16 protein-coding genes are annotated in these 20382 nt (G+C 69.0%); 10 read left to right on the forward strand and 6 right to left on the reverse strand.

Annotated elements, in window-relative coordinates; translation table 11 throughout:
• Positions 1-126 precede the first annotated feature (126 nt).
• The 3 genes from ACTWQF_RS05660 to ACTWQF_RS05670 form a co-directional block, all read right to left on the reverse strand.
• On the reverse strand, positions 127-1062 hold the full coding sequence (locus ACTWQF_RS05660) for an SDR family oxidoreductase (protein WP_443277636.1): 936 nt from the start codon (positions 1060-1062) through the stop codon (positions 127-129).
• Positions 1063-1234: 172 nt separating this feature from the next.
• Positions 1235-1867 (reverse strand): response regulator, encoded by a 633-nt coding sequence (locus ACTWQF_RS05665; protein WP_443277637.1) that lies wholly within the window; start codon positions 1865-1867, stop codon positions 1235-1237.
• Positions 1864-6294 carry a HAMP domain-containing protein gene (locus ACTWQF_RS05670; RefSeq protein ID WP_443277638.1) on the reverse strand — a complete coding sequence of 1477 codons (4431 nt, stop codon included), beginning with the start codon at positions 6292-6294 and terminating at the stop codon, positions 1864-1866. The genes ACTWQF_RS05665 and ACTWQF_RS05670 overlap by 4 nt, the downstream gene beginning before the upstream one ends.
• A 97-nt stretch (positions 6295-6391) precedes the next feature.
• Between ACTWQF_RS05670 and ACTWQF_RS05675 the strand changes: the two genes are divergently transcribed.
• Both ACTWQF_RS05675 and ACTWQF_RS05680 read left to right on the forward strand, forming a co-directional pair.
• Complete coding sequence (locus ACTWQF_RS05675) at positions 6392-8248, forward strand: SpoIIE family protein phosphatase (RefSeq protein ID WP_443277640.1); 1857 nt, start codon at positions 6392-6394, stop codon at positions 8246-8248.
• A 398-nt stretch (positions 8249-8646) separates the two neighbouring features.
• The gene (locus ACTWQF_RS05680) at positions 8647-9516 is read left to right on the forward strand and encodes an endonuclease/exonuclease/phosphatase family protein (protein ID WP_443277642.1); all 870 of its coding nucleotides are present in this window, start codon (positions 8647-8649) and stop codon (positions 9514-9516) included.
• A gap of 332 nt (positions 9517-9848) precedes the next feature.
• On the opposite strand, the gene ACTWQF_RS05685 is transcribed toward ACTWQF_RS05680, so the two are convergent.
• Both ACTWQF_RS05685 and ACTWQF_RS05690 read right to left on the reverse strand, forming a co-directional pair.
• Positions 9849-10829, reverse strand: a complete 981-nt coding sequence (locus ACTWQF_RS05685; RefSeq protein WP_443277644.1) for an aldo/keto reductase — start codon at positions 10827-10829, stop codon at positions 9849-9851.
• Positions 10830-10870: 41 nt separating this feature from the next.
• Positions 10871-11914, reverse strand: a complete 1044-nt coding sequence (locus tag ACTWQF_RS05690; protein WP_443277646.1) for an EamA family transporter — start codon at positions 11912-11914, stop codon at positions 10871-10873.
• 84 nt (positions 11915-11998) lie between these two features.
• Here ACTWQF_RS05690 and ACTWQF_RS05695 point away from each other — a divergent pair, with 84 nt between their 5' ends.
• Genes ACTWQF_RS05695 through ACTWQF_RS05705 form a run of 3 tightly spaced genes read left to right on the forward strand, consistent with a single transcriptional unit; the run spans position 11999 to position 13500 of the window.
• On the forward strand, positions 11999-12466 hold the full coding sequence (locus ACTWQF_RS05695; RefSeq protein WP_443277648.1) for an Lrp/AsnC family transcriptional regulator: 468 nt from the start codon (positions 11999-12001) through the stop codon (positions 12464-12466).
• Positions 12467-12508: 42 nt separating this feature from the next.
• Positions 12509-13213, forward strand: coding sequence for an HNH endonuclease family protein (locus tag ACTWQF_RS05700; protein ID WP_443277650.1), 705 nt, complete (start codon positions 12509-12511; stop codon positions 13211-13213).
• Positions 13210-13500, forward strand: coding sequence for a hypothetical protein (locus tag ACTWQF_RS05705; RefSeq protein ID WP_443278469.1), 291 nt, complete (start codon positions 13210-13212; stop codon positions 13498-13500). Before ACTWQF_RS05700 ends, ACTWQF_RS05705 begins: the two co-directional genes overlap by 4 nt.
• 233 nt (positions 13501-13733) lie before the next feature.
• Here the strand turns inward: ACTWQF_RS05705 and ACTWQF_RS05710 are convergent, their stop codons facing one another.
• Complete coding sequence (locus tag ACTWQF_RS05710) at positions 13734-14852, reverse strand: hypothetical protein (protein ID WP_443277652.1); 1119 nt, start codon at positions 14850-14852, stop codon at positions 13734-13736.
• A gap of 1280 nt (positions 14853-16132) precedes the next feature.
• Between ACTWQF_RS05710 and ACTWQF_RS05715 the strand changes: the two genes are divergently transcribed.
• The 5 genes from ACTWQF_RS05715 to ACTWQF_RS05735 are packed head-to-tail and all read left to right on the forward strand — an operon-like array spanning position 16133 to position 20377.
• Entirely contained in the window at positions 16133-17743 is a 1611-nt protein-coding gene (locus ACTWQF_RS05715) for a sensor histidine kinase (protein ID WP_443277654.1), read from the forward strand.
• 4 nt (positions 17744-17747) lie between these two features.
• On the forward strand, positions 17748-18152 hold the full coding sequence (locus ACTWQF_RS05720) for a roadblock/LC7 domain-containing protein (RefSeq protein ID WP_443277656.1): 405 nt from the start codon (positions 17748-17750) through the stop codon (positions 18150-18152).
• Positions 18149-18517, forward strand: a complete 369-nt coding sequence (locus ACTWQF_RS05725; RefSeq protein ID WP_443277658.1) for a DUF742 domain-containing protein — start codon at positions 18149-18151, stop codon at positions 18515-18517. The genes ACTWQF_RS05720 and ACTWQF_RS05725 overlap by 4 nt, the downstream gene beginning before the upstream one ends.
• Positions 18498-19118 carry a GTP-binding protein gene (locus ACTWQF_RS05730; RefSeq protein ID WP_443277660.1) on the forward strand — a complete coding sequence of 207 codons (621 nt, stop codon included), beginning with the start codon at positions 18498-18500 and terminating at the stop codon, positions 19116-19118. Before ACTWQF_RS05725 ends, ACTWQF_RS05730 begins: the two co-directional genes overlap by 20 nt.
• Complete coding sequence (locus ACTWQF_RS05735; protein WP_443277661.1) at positions 19115-20377, forward strand: cytochrome P450; 1263 nt, start codon at positions 19115-19117, stop codon at positions 20375-20377. The genes ACTWQF_RS05730 and ACTWQF_RS05735 overlap by 4 nt, the downstream gene beginning before the upstream one ends.
• Positions 20378-20382 lie beyond the last annotated feature (5 nt).

Genomic DNA, 20382 nt, shown 5'->3' on the forward strand with positions numbered 1-20382 from the left:
CCACGCCGAAGGACACTTGAACTGGACACTCATCACCCTGATGACACGGCGCCGGGGCAGCCCGGACCGACCGATGGCCCGCTCACGGGCCGCGGCATTATCGCCGCGGCCCAAGAGCGGTGCCCGTCACCGATACCCGGTCGCGTCCGCCGACTTGTCGGCATGGTCGACCTCGACCAGGTAGCGCCAGCAGTCCGGACGCGAGCCGTCGAGGTCGGTGAAGCCATATTCCTGTGCGAGTTGCCCGCTGGACAGCGACTGGCCGTTCCACCGGGCGACATCGGCATCGCCGGCCAGCGCCGCGACCGCGCGTCCGACGTACGCCGGGCTCTCCGAGATGCAGAAATGCGGCACCGTGGCCAGCGCGTCGCGCCAGTTGTCCTCGGTGACACCGAAGTTGTCGAGCATCATCTCCGAACGCAGCCAGCCCGGGGTGAGCGCCACCGCCGTCCCGCCGTGCGGTTTCAGCTCGTGTGCGAGCACGAACGCCATGCGCAGCACGCTGTTCTTGACCAGATCGTAGAAGTACGAGTTGCGATAGTTCGCTGCGTTGTACGCAGACGTCCCGTCGGTCATCTCGACCACCAGCCCGCCCGGCCGCCGCACCAGCAGCGGCAGCACGATGTGGCTGGTGATCGCGTGGGTCTCCACGCCCAGCCGGAGCAGCCGCAGTCCGTTGTCGAGGTCGTGCTCCCAGACCGGAGTGTCGAACGCGAACAGCCGCTCGCCGCCCCAGATGTCGTTGACCAGCACGTCGAGCTGTCCCTGCTCTGCGTCGATGCGCTCGGCCAGTGCACGGACCTGCTCAGGCGCCAGGTGGTCGGTCGGCACCGCGATGCCGGTGCCGCCCGCGGCGGTGACGAGTTCCGCAGTCTCCTCGATCGTCTCGGACCGGTCGTACTCCGAGCGCCGCTCCCGCGTCGTGCGGCCGGTGACGTAGACCGTCGCCCCCGCCGCGCCGAGCTGTACGGCGATGCCGCGCCCTGCGCCCCGCGTGGCCCCCGCGACCAGTGCGATCTTTCCGTGGAGGTCCGGTGTCGATGTGTCGGGCATGAATCCCATCGAGTTCCTTGTCTGTCGATACGACCCGGTCCTCGCCGTCATCGACGCCGACCGGTGACATCATGCTCGCCCCAAAACCGGACAGCCCGTGTCGTATTTCCTCACTCGTCTTGCGGACGCCACCGGAAGCGCCCAGCCGGAGTCCACACACGCAGCGACGGCGGCTTCGCGTTCACCCCGTCTCCAGCCGACGGATCGAGCGTTCCAACTCGGCGATATAGTCGGCGAGTTCGGGGCCCTCTGAAGTCTCCTGGCTCCGCAGCATCGCCTCGATCCGGTCGAGCTGCTCGGTGATCTGAGCCAGCTGCTCGGCGCCGACTGCGGCTGTCTGCGGGTCGGCCCCGGGAGACGCGTGCTCGGCGACCAGCAGACGGCGCAACTGCTCTGCCTGGACGGCGAGTTGCCGGTTCTTGCGGTCCAGGTCCAGGAATACGTTGACCTTCGTACGCAGCACCCAGGGGTCGATGGGCTTGGCGAGGAAATCCGCGGCCCCCAGGGCGTAGCCGCGGTAGGCGTAGTCCCGGTCCACGTCGGTGCCGGTCAGCAGGATGATGGGGACGTCCTTGGTCTGGTCGAGACGCTTGATGTTGTTCGCCGTCTCGAAGCCGTCCATCCCGGGCATCAGCACATCGAGCAGTACGAGCGCAAAGTCCTGGCGGAGCATCGCCTTCAGAGCCTCCTCGCCCGAGCGTACGGTCACCAGCTGCTGCTCCAAGGGGCCGAGCACGGCCTGGAGGGCGACGAGGTTCTCCTCCATGTCGTCGACGATCAGAATGCTCGACTTCTCCGGCGCCGCCGAGGTCATGGCATCCCTCCCGGCGGGTCGTCGGTATCGGTGCCGGGCGCCGACTGCGGACTGCTCGCGTCCGAGCCGTCGCCGCCGTCTGCACCGCCGGCGGGGGAAGCAGCGCCCGGGTCACCGGCTGTGTTCGAGCTGCTGCCGGCCCAGGCCCCGGTTTCGGAGCGCGCGCCGGGTGTGCTGAGCAGGTCGTACATGGCCTGCAGTAGATTGTCGAGGTCCACCGGCTTGCTGACGTAGACATCCGCGCCGCTGTCGATCGCCTTCTGGGCGTCGCCGGACATCGCCTTCGCGGTGAGCGCGATGACGGGCAGTCCCGCCAGCCGCGGTGTGCGACGGATTCTCTGGATCGCTTCGTAGCCGTTCATCTCGGGCATCATGATGTCCATCAGGACAATCGACACCTCGGGTGAACGGTCCAGGACCTCCAGACCTTCGCGGCCGTTCTCGGCGTACTTCACGGAGATCCCGACGCGGCCCAGTACGTGTGTCAGTGCGAAGACGTTGCGGATGTCGTCGTCCACGATGAGCACGGTCGTGCCTGTCAGCACCTGCCCCTGCGGTGCGCCGAGCCACTGCTTCAGCTGCGTCGTCTCGGGCCAGGCGTGCTCGTGTCCCTCGTCCCGTCCGAGCGGCTCGATGCGGGGCATCTGAGGTACGGCCGGTTCGGCCCGGGGTGTGGGGGAGAGGGGAGCGGCAGTGGGCTCGGGGGTCTCCGGCCATGCTGCGGCAGTCGAGTCTGCCGGAGCGGCCGGCCGTTCGGGGGTGGCCGGTTCCGGTTCCGGTTCCGGTGCGGGTGCGGGCTGCCGGGGTGTGGCCGTCCGGGAGGGCTCCGGCCCCTCCCTCTCGGGCAGCGCAGTGGGCGGAGACGGCTCCGGGGCGACGGCCGCAGTCCCCTCGCGGAGGTCCACGCTCGGCGTCGCAGTTGTGGGCACCGTTGCGGGGGAGGGGGCGCTGCCGGGGTAGACCGACGGAATGTAGAGGGTGAACCGCGATCCCACACCCTCTGTGCTCTCGACGTCGATACGGCCGCCGAGCAGCCCGGCGATCTCGCGGCTGATGGACAGCCCGAGCCCGGTGCCGCCGTACCTGCGGCTGGTGGTGCCGTCGGACTGCTGGAACGCCTCGAAGATGACCGAGAGCTTCTCCGGCGGGATGCCGCTTCCGGTGTCCTTCACGGAGAAGGCGATCACGGATTCGGCGTCGCGCAGCGTCGGTTCCCTGAACTCCATGTCGGTGACGCGGTCCACCCGCAGCTCCACACCGCCGGAGGAGGTGAACTTCACGGCGTTGGACAGCAGATTGCGCAGCACCTGCTGGATGCGCTGCTCGTCGGAGTACAGCTCGCGCGGCACGTTCTCGCCCACCGCGATCTCGAAGCCCAGCCCGCGGTCGATGGTCATCGGCCGGAACGTCGCGTGCACGTAGTCCAGCAGCTTTGTCAGCGGCAGCTTCCTGGCCCGCACATCCATCCGCCCGGCCTCGACCTTCGACAGATCGAGGATGTCGTTGATCAGCTGAAGCAGGTCCGAACCGGAACGGTAGATCGTGGTCGCGAAGTCCACCTCCTGGTCGGAGAGCCGCCCGTCGGGGTTGTCCGCGAGCAGCCGCGCCAGGATCAGCAGCGAGTTCAGCGGTGTGCGCAGCTCGTGCGACATGTTCGCCAGGAACTCCGACTTGTACTGGGAGGACGTGGCCAGCAGCGCCGCCTTCTCCTCCAGCTCGGCGTTGGTGCGCTGCAGTTCGTCCGAGCGCTGGCGCAGTTCCGTGGTGAGCCGCTGGGACTCGGAGAGCAGTACTTCCGTACGGGCGTTGGCCAGGATGGTGTTGATCGAGACGCCGATGGTGTGGACGAACTGGTCGATGAACGTCAGATAGACATCGTTGAACTTGCTGAACGAGGCCACCTCGATCACGCCGAGTGCCCTGTCCTCGAAGAGGATCGGCAGGATCAGGATGTGTGCCGCGGGTGCGGAGCCGAGCCCGGATTCCACCCGTACGTAGTCCGGCGGGGCGTCCTCGATGAGGATGCGCTTCTTCTCGGCGACTGCCTGCGAGATGAGGCCGCGCAGCGGGGAGTCGGGTCCGCCGGGGTGCTCGTTGCCGCTGGTGCCGTAGCCGGCGATGAACTCCAGCTCCTCGCCCGGTTTCCCGCCGGAGCCGACCAGGAAGAACGCTCCGGCCTGCGCGTTCACCAGCGGCGTCAGCTCGCGCAGGATCAGGTCGGCGACCTCCACCAGGTCGCGCTGGCCCTGCATCAGTCCGGCGATACGGGTCAGGTTGGACTCCAGCCAGTCCTTGGTGCGGGTGGTTTCGCGCAGGTTGGCCACCATCACATTGACGTTGTCCTTCAGCTCGGCGACCTCGCCGCGTGCGTCCACCTGGATCGAGCGGGTCATGTCGCCCTGGGTGACGGCGCTGGCGACCTCGGCGATCGCGCGGACCTGCGTGGTGAGGTTCAGGGCGAGCTCGTTGACGCTGGTCGTCAGTCCCTTCCAGGTGCCGAAGACGCCCTCGACGCGGGCCTGTCCGCCGAGCGTCCCCTCGCTGCCGACCTCCCGTGCGACACGGGTGACCTCCGAGGAGAAGGAGGAGAGGGTGTCGACCATGGTGTTGAGGGTGGTCTTCAGCTCCAGGAACTCGCCGCGTGCGTCGACATCGATCTTCTTGGAGAGGTCTCCGTTGGCGACGGCGGTGGCGACCTGGGCGATGTTGCGGACCTGCGAAGTGAGGTTCATCGTCATGAAGTTGACGTTGTCCGTGAGGTCCTTCCACAGGCCCGACACCCCGTGGACCTCGGCCCGGCGACCACCGAGGTTGCCCTCAGTACCGACCTCCCGTGCGACGCGGGTGACCTCGTCGGAGAAGGCCCGCAGCTGGCGGACCATGGTGTTGACGGTGTCCTTCAGTTCGAGGATCTCGCCGCGTGCGTCGACTTCGATCTTCTTGGAGAGGTCTCCGTTGGCGACCGCCGTGGTCACCTGGGCGATGCTGCGGACCTGCGAAGTGAGGTTCAGTGCCATGGAGTTGACGCTGTCGGTGAGGTCCTTCCAGACCCCCGACACGTCCCGGACCTGTGCCTGTCCGCCGAGGTTGCCTTCGGTGCCGACCTCGCGGGCGACGCGGGTGACCTCGTCGGCGAAGCCCGAGAGCTGGTCCACCATCGTGTTGAGGGTGGTCTTCAGCTGCAGGATCTCGCCCTTCGCGTCGACATCGATCTTCTTGGAGAGGTCGCCGTCGGCGACCGCCGTGGCGACCTGAGCGATGCTGCGGACCTGCGAAGTCAGGTTCGAGGCCATGAGGTTGACGTTGTCGGTCAGGTCACGCCAGACGCCGGACACGCCGCGGACCTGTGCCTGTCCGCCGAGGTTGCCTTCGGTGCCGACCTCGCGGGCGACGCGGGTGACCTCGTCGGCGAACGCCGAGAGCTGATCGACCGTCGCGTTCACCGCGCTCATCAGCTGCAGGATCTCGCCCTTCGCATCCACGGTGATCTTCTGGCTGAGATCACCCTGGGCAACGGCCGTGGAGACCTGGGCGATGTTGCGGACCTGGGAGGTCAGGTTGGAGGCCATGAGGTTGACGTTGTCGGTCAGGTTCCGCCAGACGCCCGACAGCCCCCGCACTTCGGCCTGTCCACCGAGGTTGCCCTCGGTACCGACCTCGCGGGCAACGCGGGTGACCTCGTCGGCGAACGCGGAGAGCTGGTCGACCATCGTGTTCACGGTGAGCTTCAGCTGCAGCAGCTCTCCGGAAGTCTCGACCATGACCTTCTGTGTCAGGTCTCCGTTGGCGACCGCAGTCGTCACACCGGCGATGTCGCGTACCTGACCGGTGAGCCGTTCCGCCATGTCGTTGATGGCCTCAGTCACCCGCCGCCAGTCGCCGGAGAGCTCCCCCACATCCGCACGTCCGCCGAGGTTGCCCTCGGTGCCGACCTCCCGGGCGACTCGGGTGACTTCTCCGGTGAACATGGAGAGCTGCTCCAGCAGACGGTGGAGTCCCCCCTCCAGGCGTCCGAGGTCCCCCTGGAGCCACTGCTGGGACCCGGACTGCTCCACGCGATGGGCCAGGTCCCCGTCGGCAATCGATTCCAGTACGTGAGTCGCCCTGATCACCGGGGTTGCGAGGGCCTCGATCAGCTGATTCGCCTCGTCGACGCTGGTGGACCAGGCTCCCTGGCCGGGACTGGCCGAGACCCGCTCGTCCAGCTGGCCGTTCTTGGCCACCTCGCGGCGGACCCGCTTCAGCTCGGAAGCCAGGTGTTCGTTACGGGCGGCTATCTGATTGAACGTTCCAGCGATTTCGCCCAATATGCCCTGGCTCTCGACCCCCGCGCGCGCCGAGAAGTCTCCGTCGCTCAGCGACTTCATCGCTCCCAGCAGCGGACGGAGATCCCGCTCCCGCACAGCAAGGCCCTGAGGGTCGTCCATGGGGTCCTCCATGGCATCCCATCCTCGGCATCCCTTATAGTCTCTCTTATCCTAATATAGATGGGTTAGCGCCGGTCATCCGAGTCAGGAGAGGCTTGTGCGACTACCGTCCGTCGGCCTGAGCGATCCCGCGTCGCGGCGGGCCCTCCCCACAAGTCACCTCGCGCCCTCCGCGGCGCGCGCGCTCGTACGCTCGGAGATCGACAAGCACGGCCGCTCCAGCGCGACGCCGGAGTCGCAGACCAGACGGCTGACCGAGGACGCGGAGCTCCTCGTCAGCGAACTCGTCACCAACGCCCTCGTGCACGCGGGAACCCGGATCGAAGTCGCCTGCGCCGTGGAGACGCGGTCCCGGCCTCCGCAGGACGCGGCCCCCCGTGACACGCGTGACGGTGGGGCGACCGAGGGCGGCCCGGTCGAGATCGTCGCCGTCCTGGTCGAGGTGACCGACGCGCAGCCCTCGGGCCGCGTCGTCACCGGCGACTCGTCGAGCCGCCGCACCGGCGCACGGGGGCTCGGCCTCCAGATCGTCGGAACGCTGGCCGAGTCCTGGGGCGTGGTCTACCGGCGTACGGAGAAGATCGTCTGGTTCCGTATCGCCGTCTCCGAGACGGTGCCCAGCCCCACGGGCGCGCTCAGTGAGGCCCTGCACCGCGAGCTGGAGGCTGCGGAGATCTTCTCGGCCCCCGCGGCCCCCGGACAGGCGGAGCCGCGCCGCGCGGCCGGGTGGACCGACCCCGGCGGCGCGTTCCTGGCCGAGGCCAGCGAGCTCCTCGCCGGGCAGCTTGACGAGGACATGGTCGCCGCGCTGGCGGGCCAGCTGCTGGTGCCGCGGCTGGCCGACTGGTGCGCGGTATGGCTGACCACGGAGACCGGCGGGATGCGCCTGTCCCGGGTCTGGCACTCCGACGAGCGCAAGGTCGGCGCGCTGCGCCTCGCCCTCGAACCGGATCCGCCGCCCGCCGGCCTGCGGACCGTCGGCCTCCCCTGGCCCTGGCCCGGAGAGGCGTCCGGGCGAAGCGGCTCGGCGCTGGCCTTCTCCCTGGTCGCGGGCGGCACCTGTCTGGGCTCGCTGATGATCGGCAGGTCCGGCCCGACGGAGATGACGGGCTCCGCCGCCCGTACGGTGGAGGACGTCGCGCGCCGGGTGGCACAGGCAGTCGTCACGGCCCGCCAGTACACCCGCCAGACCACCATCAGCAGTGCCCTCCAGCGCAAGCAGCTGCCACGGTCGCTGCCCGACCTCCCGGGCGTGGAGACGGCGATCGTCTACGAACCGCACGCGACGGGCCAGACCGTCGGCGGCGACTTCTACGACCTCTTCCCCATGGGCCGCAACCGCTGGTCCTTCCTGCTCGGCGATGTCCAGGGCAAGGACCCGGAGGCGATGTCCGTCACCGGGCTCACCCGCCACCTGGTGCGGCTGCTCGCCCGCGAGGGTCACGGCGTCGAATCCGTGCTCGGCAAGCTGAACGCCGCCATGGCCGAGGAGGGCGCGGAGGCCGTGGCCGTGGGCGGCGAGAGCGCCCAGCCGCGCTTTCTGAGCCTCATCTACGGAGAGCTGGAGCCCGACGAGCGGGTGGGCGGTGCCCACTGCACCGCTGCCAGCGCCGGCCATCCGCCCCCGCTGAAGCTGTCCGCGGACGGGGAGGTCGTGCCGGTGCTGGAGTCACAGCTCCTGCTCGGGATCGACGAGGGCTCCGACTTCATGGCCTACAGCTTCGATCTGGCGCCGGGACAGTCGCTGCTGTGCGTGACCGACGGGGTGACGGAACGCCGCAACGGAAGCAGACAGTTGGACGACGACGACGGCCTGGCGAAGATTTTCGCCGGCTGCGTCGGACTGGGGGCCGCGGCGGTGGCGGAACGCGTGCGTCAGGCCACGCACGAGTTCGGTCCGGAGCCGCTCGAGGACGATCTGGCCATCCTCGTACTGCACGCGGTGGTCGCCTGAACCCTACGGGCGGAACCTGCCGCACGTGGCGTGGCCGGACGGTAGGTGCACCGTCGCGGTCCGTACGGACGACCGGTCCGGTCCCGCGCACGGCCTTCACGGCCCTCACGGCCCTCACGGCCTTCCCGGCCTCCGAGGTCGGGCGGCTGCGGTTCCGGGGTGCCCGGGGAGTGCTGGGACAGCCCTCGGACAGCCCGGCTGACCAGCCAGGACATCGAGGAGCTGTCCGGGACAGCCATGACGTCTTGCCCCCGCTCGGACGACGTCAGCATGCTCATGCCTGGCTGGTCCGGGTTCGGGAGCCACCGCAGGGACAGCCCGTCAGAAATCCACTGCATCCCGCTGCGTCGGATCGCGGCACCAGCTGTCTGCCACGGCATCGAATTCACGGAGGAAGCATGACCGTCAACCGCACCCGTCTGGGCGCCGTCCTGGCCGCTCTGGGCGCAGGGGTACTGGCAGCGACCACGGCATGCACCACGCCGACGACCGCACATCAGTCGCTCCGCTCAGGGCCGGACGCCGCTTCGAAGTCGTCACCCGCAGCCGCCCGGTCCGTCCGGGTGATGACCTGGAACTGGGAAATGCCCAAGAACCCGTGGTACAAGCCGGGCTGGACCAACGTCATCAAGAATCAGCGCCCCGATGTGCTGGGCCTGCAGGAGATCTGCGTGAAGTGGGTCGACCACCTGCTCGACGACCTGAAGGCACAAGGTCTCCACTACGAAGCCGTGCACGGCACCTGGCGCACCGATTGGCGCTGCGGCAACGGGGCGGGCAGCAAGGGCGCCAACGGGGACGCCCTTCTCGTCAGAAAGGGAGCCGGAAAGGTCCTGAGCAAGGGCACCTTCCGGCTGCCGGCCGTGTCGACGTCGGAGGACAAGGAAGAACGCGGCGTGGTGTGGGCGCGCGTCGGATTCGGCAAGCGGACCGTCCCGGTGTGGAACACCCACATCGGCTACAAGGGCACCCAGACCGAACAGACCCAGGCGCTCGCCAACGGCGTAGGCACCCCCCAGGCCGGCATCCTGATGGGCGACCTGAACAGCGAGCCCACCGCACAAGGCCCGCTCAAGCCGCTGTGGAAGGCCGGGTGGAAGGAGGCCGACCCCCGATGCGTACCGGACGCCACGGCCTGCCCCCCGACGCACGACGTCGGAAAGAAGTTCGACTACATCTTCCACCGCGGTCTGACGGCCACTTCAGCGCGCAGCATCCCCACACCCACGTCGGACCACCATGTGGTCCTGGCCACCTTCACCATCTGACCTGACCTGCGACAGCAGAAGCCGTAGCTGACCGTACGCGCGGAGCGGAACAGCCCGGGCCAGGCGATCCTGGCCCGGGCTGTGTCCGGCGTCCCGTCTTCGGCGTGCGGCGTGCGCGCGGACGGGGTCGCCGAACGGGGTACCGGCGGGGTCGCCGCGGGCGAGCCGCTCAGCAGCCAAGCTCCACCAACTGCGTCGTCAGAGCCAGATATGTCGTCGCAACCATGCGCGGATTCTGGCAGCTCCCACAGCCCATCCCGGCACCAACGGCCCAACGGCGAACGACGAGTTCTCAGCACCGTTCGTCGGAGGGGATCGGGTTTACGGGCGGATCAAGTGTGGCCGAGTATGCGGTGCGGGCGATACGGGGACTCCAGTCGCTCGCGTTCGCCGGCGCTCAGGTGGATGTCGACCGCGGCGAGCGCGTCGTCAAGGTGGGCGGCCTTCGTCGCGCCGATCACCGGGGCGGTCACGGCCGGGTTGCCCAGCAGCCAGGCCAGGGCGATCCGGGCGGGAGGCACGTCCCGTTCGGCGGCGAGCGCGCGGACGGCGTCGACCACGTCGAAGTCGGCGTCCTCGTACATCTCGTCGGCCAGCGGGTCGTCGCCCGCGCGTACGGTGTGCCGCGCGCCACCGCGCTCGCGCCCGCCCGCCAGCAGGCCGCGCGCGAGCGGGCTGTACGGGATCACGCCGACACCCTGGTCGGCGCAGAGCGGGAGCATCTCCCGTTCCTCCTCACGGTAGACGAGGTTGTAGTGGTTCTGCATCGACACGAATCGGGTCCAGCCCGCCTCGCGCGCGATCTGCTGCGCCTTCGCGAACTGCCAGGCGTACATGGCCGAAGCGCCGAGGTAGCGGGCCTTGCCCGCCCTGACCACGTCGTGCAACGCCTCCATCGTCTCCTCGATGGGTGTCCCGTAGTCCCAGCGGTGGATCTGGTACAGGTCGACGTAGTCCGTGCCGAGCCTGCGCAGGGAGGCGTCGACGGCGGCCATGATGTGCTTCCGGGACAGGCCGCGGTCGTTGGGGGACGGGCCCATGGGGAAGTAGACTTTCGTCGCCAGCACGTAGGCCTCCCGGTCGGGGAAGAGTCTGCGCAGCATGCGGCCGGTCAGCTCCTCGCTGACGCCGTCGTCGTACACGTCGGCGGTGTCGAAGAAGGTGACACCGCCCTCGACCGCGCGCCGCAGGAGCGGCTCCGCCGCCGCCTCGTCGAGGTGCCAGGCGCGTTCGGAGGTGTTGCCGTAGCTCATCATCCCCAGGCAGATACGGGAGACGGTGAGGCCGGTGGTGCCGAGCCGGGTGTAGTGCATGTTGTGGTCCTGTCCGTCTTGTCGGTTGTTGGCGGGTGGGGTCATCGGTTGTTGTGGGGTGGGGGAGTCGGCGGTGCTGAGGGCCGCGCGCCTTCGTACGTCCGCAGATCGCAGGGGACGTGGGGCGGGTCGTCCGGCATGCCGGACGGGTTGCCCGGTGTCTCCGGCGACCGTTCGCGGTGCACGGCGACGCCCAGCACCACGAGCACCACCCCCGTGACCTCCAGCGGCACCGGGATCTGCACCAGCACCAGCACTCCGACGACGGTCGCGGTGGCGGGCAGCAGGGACACCAGCAGCGCGTACGTGCCCCGGCTGAGCCGGGCCATGGCCAACTGGTCGCAGACGTACGGGATCACCGACGAGCAGACACCTACGCCCACGCCCGCGGCCAGCAGCCGGGGGTCGGTCAGGGCGGGTACGGCCTGGGCGATGCCGACGGGCAGCGCGGCGGCCGAGGCGATGAGCATGGCCAGCGCGAGGCCGTCGATGCCGCTGACGGCGGGGTTGCGGGAGGCGCGGTGGGCCAGAACGACGTAGAGCGCGAAGAGCGCCGCGTTGACGGCAGCGAAGAACAGCCCGAGCGGCTCGACGGCCAGGTGAACGTCGGTCAGCAGATACACCCCGGCGACCGCCGTGACCAGCGCCAGCAGATTGCGTCTGCTCCGTATCGCCACCGTCGCGAGGGCGATGACCGGCAGGAACTCGATCGCGGCGACGGTGCCCAGCGGCAGTCTGTCGATGGCGAGGTAGAAGCTCGAGTTCATCGCCGCCAGCAGTGCGCCCCAGACCAGCAGCGAGCGTCTGGTCGCGCGGTCGGCGGACCGCCACTGCCGCCAGGGCCGCCGCCACACCGCGAACACGGCGGCGGCCGTGACGATCCGCAGCCAGGCGACGCCCAGCGGCTGGACATGCGCGAACAGCAGAACGGCGAAGGCCGGGCCGAGGTAGTGGAAGACGGCGCTGACGACGAAGTACGCGTGCGGCGATACGCGTCGCACGCGTCCGGCGCGCAGGGTGTGAGCGGCCTGCCCGCTGCGTATGGCGCCCTTCCCGCGAGCGGTTCCGGTGTCGGGGTTCTGCATGCCCTCTAACCTAGAAAGCAGCAGCGCACGGAGCCATCGACGTTTGAAGGCCAGGCGTGCTTGTTGTCTGCGGGAGGGAAAGCCGTGACCAGCGATCGCTTTCAGAACGGAAAACAGCCTGTCGATGAGCTGAGCGGACGCCTGCTGCACCTGCTGGCGGCCGACCCCCGGCGGGGTGCCTCGGAGCTCGCCCGCGAACTCGGCGTCTCCGCGCCCACCGTGCGGGAGCGCATCCGGCGGCTGGAGGAGACGGGCGTCATCCGCGGCTACCGGCTCGATGTGGACCCCGCAGCGCTCGGCCGCCCCGTCGCGGCCTGGGTCAGGCTGCGGCCCGGCCCCGGCCAGATGGCCCGCATCACCGAACTCGCCGAGCGCACACCCGAGGTGAGTGAGTGCCACCGGATCTCCGGTGAGGACTGTTTCCTGCTCAAGGTGCATGTGCCGGAGCTGAGCGACCTCGAATCCGTACTCGACCGATTCCTGCTGCACGGCCAGACCACCAGTTCACTCGTCGTATCCACACCCGTGCCCCCGCGCCCGGTCCTGCCGTAGGCTCCGCCGGGAGAGTCGGCGAGGCGGAGGCACGGGAGAGCTATGAGGCGTCAGCGGTGGTGGGGACCAGGGGCGGTGGCGCTGGTCATGCTCGCGGTGGCCGGCTGCTCGTCCGCGGAGACGTCTTCACCGCCGGAGGACAAGCCGCCCGCCTCCGGGCGGGCCGGTGACGAGCAGGCGGCCGGTGAGAGGGGCTTGCCGGGCGTACCCAGCGCGGCGACGGCCCGACGCGAACTGTCCGGGCTCAAGGTGGCGGCGCACAGGTCGATGTCCGGCTACAGCCGGGAGAAGTTCCCGCACTGGAGCGCGCAGGGCGACAGTTGCGACACCCGCGAGAAGGTCCTCGCCCGCGCCGGAACGGACGTGAAACGCAACGCGGAATGCCGGGCCGTCTCCGGGCACTGGACCAGCCTCTACGACGGCAAGGAAATCACCGACGCCTCCGAACTGGACATCGACCACATGGTCCCGCTCGCCAACGCCTGGCGCTCCGGAGCCGATGGCTGGACACAGCGCAAGCGCGAGGCGTTCGCCAACGATCTGACCCACCCGCAGCTGCTCGCGGTGACCGCTTCGACCAACCGGACCAAAGGCGACCAGGGTCCCGAGGAGTGGCAGCCCCCGGCCAAGACCTCCTGGTGTACGTACGCTCGCGCCTGGACTGCGGTGAAATCCACGTACGAACTGACGGTCACCCGCGCCGAGAAGCAGAAGCTCGACGACATGCTGGAGACGTGCGGGCGATGACCGGCCGTGAGGCGAGCCGTGGGCCGGACAGGTACGAGGACCGTGTCCAGGCGGGTCCGGGCGGCATCATGACCGACGAGGTCGGCGTCATCACCGGCGAGGTGACCGTTGTGACCCGGCGTGCGCCCGGCGGGCGAGCCGCGATCGATGTGCAGTACACCGGTGCGGAAGAGTGGTACACCCTCTCCGGCAGTCCGGCACCGTTGCCGCCCGGGGGGCTGGCGGCCCTCCACACCCAGGTGGTCGACCTTCTACGCCGCGGAGGCTGCGCGGAAGCACCCCGCTAGAGCGATTGCCCGCTTGAGTTTGCGTGCCCTACGCAGACCTCCCGAGCGCAGTTCCCCGCGCCCCGCAAGGGGCGCGGGGAACTGCGCGCCCAGCCTGGGGGTACCTCCCTGCTCGAAGAGCTTGGGGGAGCACCCGCAGCCCGGGTGACCCGGGCAGGGGCACCCCCTCGTCGGGACAACTGTGAGGGTGAGGCTGATGCGGCGTCCCGCGAGGCCCAGCCGTTCGGCGCCGCTCAGCCGTCCAGCCAGTCACCGCCGACAGCGGTCGATGTGAAGCCCTGGGCGTTCCACAGGAAGTGCGGATGGGCGCAGCCGAACATGTAGGCGAGCAGGGCCGTGTCCTCCTTCCAGGTGGGCGGTCGGTGCAGCGCGTGGAACAGGTCCGCGCCGACATTGCCGGAGTCGATCTGGACGTCGCGGGCTCCCTCGCCGCCCGCCAGGGAGGCGATGACGGCGGCTATGTAGGTGCGGCGCAGTATGACCCAGACCGTGCCGACATCACCGTGCCATTCCCCGTGCAGCGCCTCGAAAGCGGCGAGCTCCTGGTCGAACAGCCGCCACACTTCCGGGTGTTCGCTGCGGCAGCGAGCCGAGAGCTGGGCCGCGCGTTCGCCGAGCCCGTCCACCGTGGTCGTACGGCCGATGCGCAGTGTGACTCCGTCGGTCAGCAGACCGGTGCAGGCGTTGGGCTCGATGCCGCACAGGGGGCAGTCGTCCCTTGGGGGCAGGCCGTTGGTGATCCCGTCGAACCACAGGGCGTGCCGCCCGGTCAGCCCCTCCCAGACGATGGTGGTGCCCATCAGCCATGTGTTCCACAGCAGACCGTGCGCTTCCGGCATGCACCCGTACTTGATCAGCGCGACGACGCACGCCCCGTACAGGGCCTTCTCGTGCGTGGACATGGAGCTCAGCCAGAAGTTGCTGGCCTCCCCGGTGACCGCGTCCGCGCGTACGTCGGTCATGTCGTTGAGCACCCGGCACAGGACCAGCGAGGCGAGGTGTTCCTCCTGCCAGAGTTCGCTGTCGGGGGAGACGTGCCAGAACAGGCAGTCCATGAGCTGAAGCAGGGTGTAGGCCGAGCGGTCGAGCGGTGTGGACTGGGGCAGCGTGACGGTGCCCGACACGTGCCGTTTGAGCCAGTGCTCGTCGACCGACCGCTTGTAGGCGGCGTAGAGCCCGCAGATCAGGGCGCGTGCCCCATTGGTCGTACGGTCCTCGGCGAGGCGCTGCTCGACCGCCCGGGCGGTGTCGGACACCTGGATCGCCGCCTCGACGCGCTTGTACTCGTGGAGCACCAGGATGTCGTCCTCGTGCCGGAACCTGAGGCCGAGATCCCGGTCGGAGTCGTTCATCTTCCTGGTCCACACCCAGCCCCCGGTCAACACGCTGTCCAGTTCTTTTCGGAAGGGCCACGTTTTGATCGAGAGCGGACGTCCGTCGCTTCTACGCCAGTTGTAGTCGTCCAGGCTACGGATGAGCGGCTTGGGTAAGTGGGAGCAGAGCGTGCAGGTGCACGAATCATCGTGGGGTGCAACGTCCGTGCTCTCCGCCCGCTCGCGCCAGGCACCTTCCAGTAATTCACACGAGAGCCGGCACAGGCGGATGCCGGTCTCGACGCCGGGGAACGCCCGCTCTATCACGGCGAGACACGCGTCCAGCCCGCGCAGACGTTCCGCGCCGTGGTCGTCGGGTGCGGGGAATGCCCTGGGCGCGCGGGCCAGCGCCCCTTCCACGGGAAACATCACGTTGCCCCCGTGCCGCTCTTCTCCGCGCGCGGCCCTGTTGCTGCGTGCGACACCGGATTCTTCGCGGCGCTTGTAATCTTCCGTGCAGCTCTTGACAGAGTCTCTGACCATGTTTGCCAGTTCGGTGCTGATTCCGCTTCGTCCCATCGGTGAGTCCTCCTGTTCGTGGATGCGCTCACGTCGGTGCTGCGGTGCATGACGGCATGCGTGGTGCGGTGGGGCGTGCGGTGGCGCAGTGCTCCTCCTCGGACAGCGGAGAACTGTGGTGCACTTGTCAGCTGAACGACCTGTTGGGCCAGGTCACACGGGCAGCAGGGGCTGTCAACCCGCCGGCCGCGAGGGCTCGCGGCCGGCAGGCGGACGTGGTCGGCGAGGGGGGTAGCTGCCAGTGCTAGGGCAGTTTCCCCAGGTTCATGGGATGTGTCCAGGTCAGCCGTACGACAGGTGCGTTCCGTCGCCGTGAGCGATCAAGAATGGGCAAGAACAGTCAAGTGGGCGGCATTATCCGAACGGAGGAAGTCGGAAAGCGTTGCCGTTAACGGCGGGATGGATCGTCGGTGATACGCGGCGGCTGGGATTTCCCGCACGGCGCTCCGAAAACCGAAGCGAAGGATTTGGCCTGTCGTATTCGAACGGAAATCCGGGATGCATGGCAGAACGCGGCATCTCCTGCGGGGCGGACGTTCTTCTCGTTAAGCTCCCCGACTCCCGGCGAGTTGACGCACTCGCAGGGCTCCGTTGGCCTGCCGACCGCTTTGTGCCTCCCGTGAAAAGGAACCGGAACTACCAGCAGGCCATTCGGTGAGCGCCGCCTCGCCGTACGGCAGCGGCCGTACGACGAGTGCGTTTCCGACCCAGCCCCGCTTGAAAAATGGTTGAGGACCCAGATGGAACGAGCCACGAACTCACCCGCGGCCCGGCTGCCCGCTGCCTGGTACGCGTGGTGGTCACTACCCGTAGCGATATGCATGGCCACGGCCGTGGCGATGGCCGCGGGGTCGGCCCAAGGCCGGCCAACCGTCCTCCTCGTCGGGGCGCTGGCCACCGCGGCCACGGCCATTTGCGTCGAGCGCCTGCTGAACTGCGAAAGCCGCGCCCGCCAGTCCGCCGGGAACTACCAGGCGCAGGCGGCGGCGGACAAGACGCAGGCTGAGCGCTGGCTGGCATCCGTACAGGAGAAGCACGCCGCCGAGGTCTCCTCGCTGCGTACACAGCTCTCCGAGCTGACCGAGTTCCACAAGAAGCAACTGGTCCGGATCGCGGAGGAGTTCCTGCCCAAGGCCATCGACGAACTGCGCGCGGGCGAGGCGATGGACGATCTGCTGCGCCCGCTCGCCGACGATCCCGACGTACCGCAGGAGTTCAAGAGCACGCTCAGGAAGCTACTGCGGTCCGCCATGCTCGCCATCGAGGAGGAGTTCGACCGCAGCACTTCGGCGCGCCAGTCGGTGGTGAGCATCGGCAGCCGGATGCAGGTCTACACGAGCAAGATCCGTGCCCAACTGCACGAGATGCAGGGCGTGCACTGCAGACTGCCCGCGGTTGCCCGTGACCTCATGCACCTGGACCAGGAGATCGGCCCGGCCGACTGCCTGGCCGCCAGCATCGTCGTACTTGGCGGGGCCGACCACCCGGGCAGGCAGTGGCAGACCCACCAGCCGCTGATCAGCGTGGTCCGCGGCGGCATGGGACGCATCAAGGAGTACAAGCGCGTCCAGCTACGCCGACTGCCAGAACTGGGCGTGGACGGCAACCTGGTCGACCACCTCACGCTGATCTTCGCGCACCTCATGGACAACGCGACGCGGTACTCGCCCCCGGCGGAACCGGTGATCGTCTCCGGCCGGGAAGTCCCCAACGGGCTTGGCATCCAGATCCAGGACGCGGGAACCGGGCTCAAGGCGGAGAAGAGGCAGCAGGCGTTGCGGCTGCTGAACGGCGTGATGATCGGCTCCGGGCCGGGCGGGCTGGCGGAGGACGCGCAGCTCGGCCTGCGCGTGGTGGGCAACCTCGCCCGCAAGTACGGCATCACCATCACGTTCGACGACTCGCCGTGGCTCGGCACCGCCGCAGTCGTGGTGGTGCCCCACAAGTACTTCAAGCCCCTCGACAAGCCCATGTACTCCGAGCCGGCGCGGGCCGCCAAGCTCCAGCGGGAGTCCGAACCCGCCGTCACGGCTCGGCCCGGACCCGGCACCGCCGGCTCCGACGCCGCCTCGGGCGGCCCGGCGGGGACAGCCGGTCCGGGCAGCCTGGTCGGCCCGGACGAGGAGCCGGTTCCGGACGGCACCACACCGGGCGGTCTGCCCAAGCGCAGCAAGCAGCTCACGGACGTACCGGGCCCTGCCAACGGCATGCGCGCCGCGGCGGGCGCCGACACCGACGGCGTTCCGCCGGAGGAGTCGTTCGCCGGACTGGCCGCCTTCGTGTCCAGCAACAGCCCGGCGGACGGGCCCGACACGCACGACCGCCTCGACGAGCAACAAGAGAGTGATTAGCCACATGACGCAGCATCAGCCCGACTTGAGCTGGGCGCTCCGCGACCTGGCGGAGAGCATCCCGGAGATCCGCTTCGCCGTGGTGGCCTCCTCGGACGGAAAGGCCATCACCGCGTTCGGCGCGGACCCCGATGACGCCGACCGGTTTGCCGCCATCGTCGCGGGCCTTCAGTCGCTGGCCCAGCCCGTCGCCGAACAGTTCCCCAAAAACAAGGGCCAGTTGCGGCTCGCCGGGATCGAGGTCGACGGTGGACACCTCTTCGTCGTACGCGCAGGCACCGAGACGTATCTGGGTGTGCTGGCCAAAACCGGGCTCGACCAGGGCCTGCTGGGACACCAGATGAGGGACTGCGCCCGCAGGATGGGCGACCTCCTCGGCACCGTTCCGCGCCAGGAGCAGCCTGGATGACCGAACGGCAGCTGGGCCCGGTGCCGTCCGGGCTGGAGCGTTACTACATACTCACCGACGGCCGCAGCGCGCCCACCGTAGGAGCGGCGAGCCTTGATGTGGCCACCCTCATCGTCGCCCGCTCCGCGCCCGAACCGGGAATCCGGCCCGAGCACGAAGCCATCCTCCGGACCTGCCGCAACCCGTTGTCGGTGGCCGAGCTTGGCGCGTATCTGGAGCTGCCCTTCAACGTTCTCTCGGTGCTGGTGGCCGATCTGCTCAACACAGGCGGCGTGGAAGCCCGTGATCCCATCGCAGGTACGCGCGACGGCGGGCCCGACCTCGCGCTCCTTGAGGAGGTACTCAGTGGACTTCAACGGCTTTGACCGGCCGGCATTTCCGCAACGGGCGGAAGCGCTGCACGCGGGAAGCCGATCGGTCAAAGTGATGGTCGCCGGCGGCTTCGGCACGGGGAAGACGACCATGGTCGGCTCGGTCAGCGAAATCGTGCCGCTCACCACCGAGGAAACGCTCACGCAGGCCAGCGTCGGCGTCGACGACCTGGTCGGCGTGGCGGACAAGAAGAGCACCACCGTCAGCCTCGACTTCGGCCGGATCAGCCTCAACGAGCAACTTGTGCTCTATCTGTTCGGCACACCGGGGCAGGAGCGGTTCTGGTTCCTGTGGAACGGCCTGTTCAAGGGCGCTCTCGGCGCGGTCGTCCTGGTGGACACCCGGCGGTTGCAGTCCAGCTTCCGGGCCATCGAGGAGATGGAGAGGCTGGACGTGCCGTTCGTCATCGCCCTCAACATGTTCCCCGACGCCCGCAGCTACCCCGCCGAGGAGGTGCGGGAGGCCCTGGCCATCGACCCGCACACACCGATCCTCACCTGCGACGCACGCGACCGGGCTTCGAGCCGCGATGTGCTGATCGCGCTCATCCACCACATCAAGGACCGGTCTGTTGCCGCATTGGAGCCCCGATGAACGCCCAGCCCTCCGACAGTCCGCACCTTGACCCGCCGAACCCGCCCGCGGGCTGTCCTGTGCGGCACGCCGGCACCGCGACGAGGCTGTACGCGGCGGAGTCCACGGTCGATCCGTACGGAACCTACTCCCGGCTGCGCAAGCAGTACGGGCAGGTCGCGCCTGTGCTCCTGGAAGGCGACGTGCCCGCCTGGCTCGTACTCGGTTACCGGGAGAACCGGCGTGTGCTGGACAACCCCGACCAGTTCAGCCGGGATTCGCGCAAATGGCGGGACTGGCAGGAGGGGCGGATCGAGGAGACCTCACCGCTCGTCCCGATGCTGGGGTGGCGCCCCGACTGTCTCTCGCAGGACGGGGAGCCCCACCAGCGGCTGCGCAAAGCCGTCACCGAAAGCATGCAGACGGTCGCCGATCGCGGGATACGCCGCCACGTCATCCACTTCGCCCACCAGCAGATCGACGCCTTCGCGGACACCGGGCACGCGGATCTGGTGCTCCAGTACGCCGAGTATCTGCCGATGCTCGTCCTGACGCGGCTCTTCGGCCTGCCGGAGAGCGCGGGGAAGAGCCTGGCGGCGTCCTGCGCCCAGATGATGAAGGGCGGCGAGGACGCCATCGCGCACAATGACCGGATCGGCCGAGTGCTCGCCGATCTCACGTCGCACAAACGCGCCGAACCCGGCCCGGACTTCGCCACGGGACTGATTCAGCACCCTGCCTCCCTGGACGACGACGAGGTCCAGAACCACTTGCGCCTCGTACTCATCGCAGCCCACACCACCACCAGCAACCTTCTGGCGCGGGTGCTCCAGACGATCCTCAGTAACGGCTCCCACCTCTCCAAGGTGGTGAGCGGACAGCTGACCGTCTCGGCGATCATCGAGGAAATGATGTGGAACTCGCCGCCACTGGCCGTGCTCCCCGGCCGGTTCGCCACCGCCGACTGCGAACTCGGCGGCCAGCACCTCAAGGTCGGCGACCTGCTCATCCTCGGCCTGGCCGCGGGAAACCTGGATCCGGAGATCCGCCCGCACACGGGTACCGCCGTACGGGGCAACCAGGCTCACCTGGCGTTCAGCAGCGGCCCCCACGAATGCCCGGGGCAGGCCATCGGCCAAGCCATCATCGAGGCGGCCGTGGAGGTGCTGATCCACCGCCTCCCCGGCCTCCGCCTCACCGTCGACCCCGCCGAGCTCACGGACACCGCCTCCACGTGGGAGACCCGCCTCGACCGCCTTCCGGTCAGCTTCGCGGCGTAGGGCGG

Source organism: Streptomyces sp. 8N114 (assembly GCF_052245835.1).
Classification (GTDB): Bacteria; Actinomycetota; Actinomycetes; order Streptomycetales; family Streptomycetaceae; genus Streptomyces.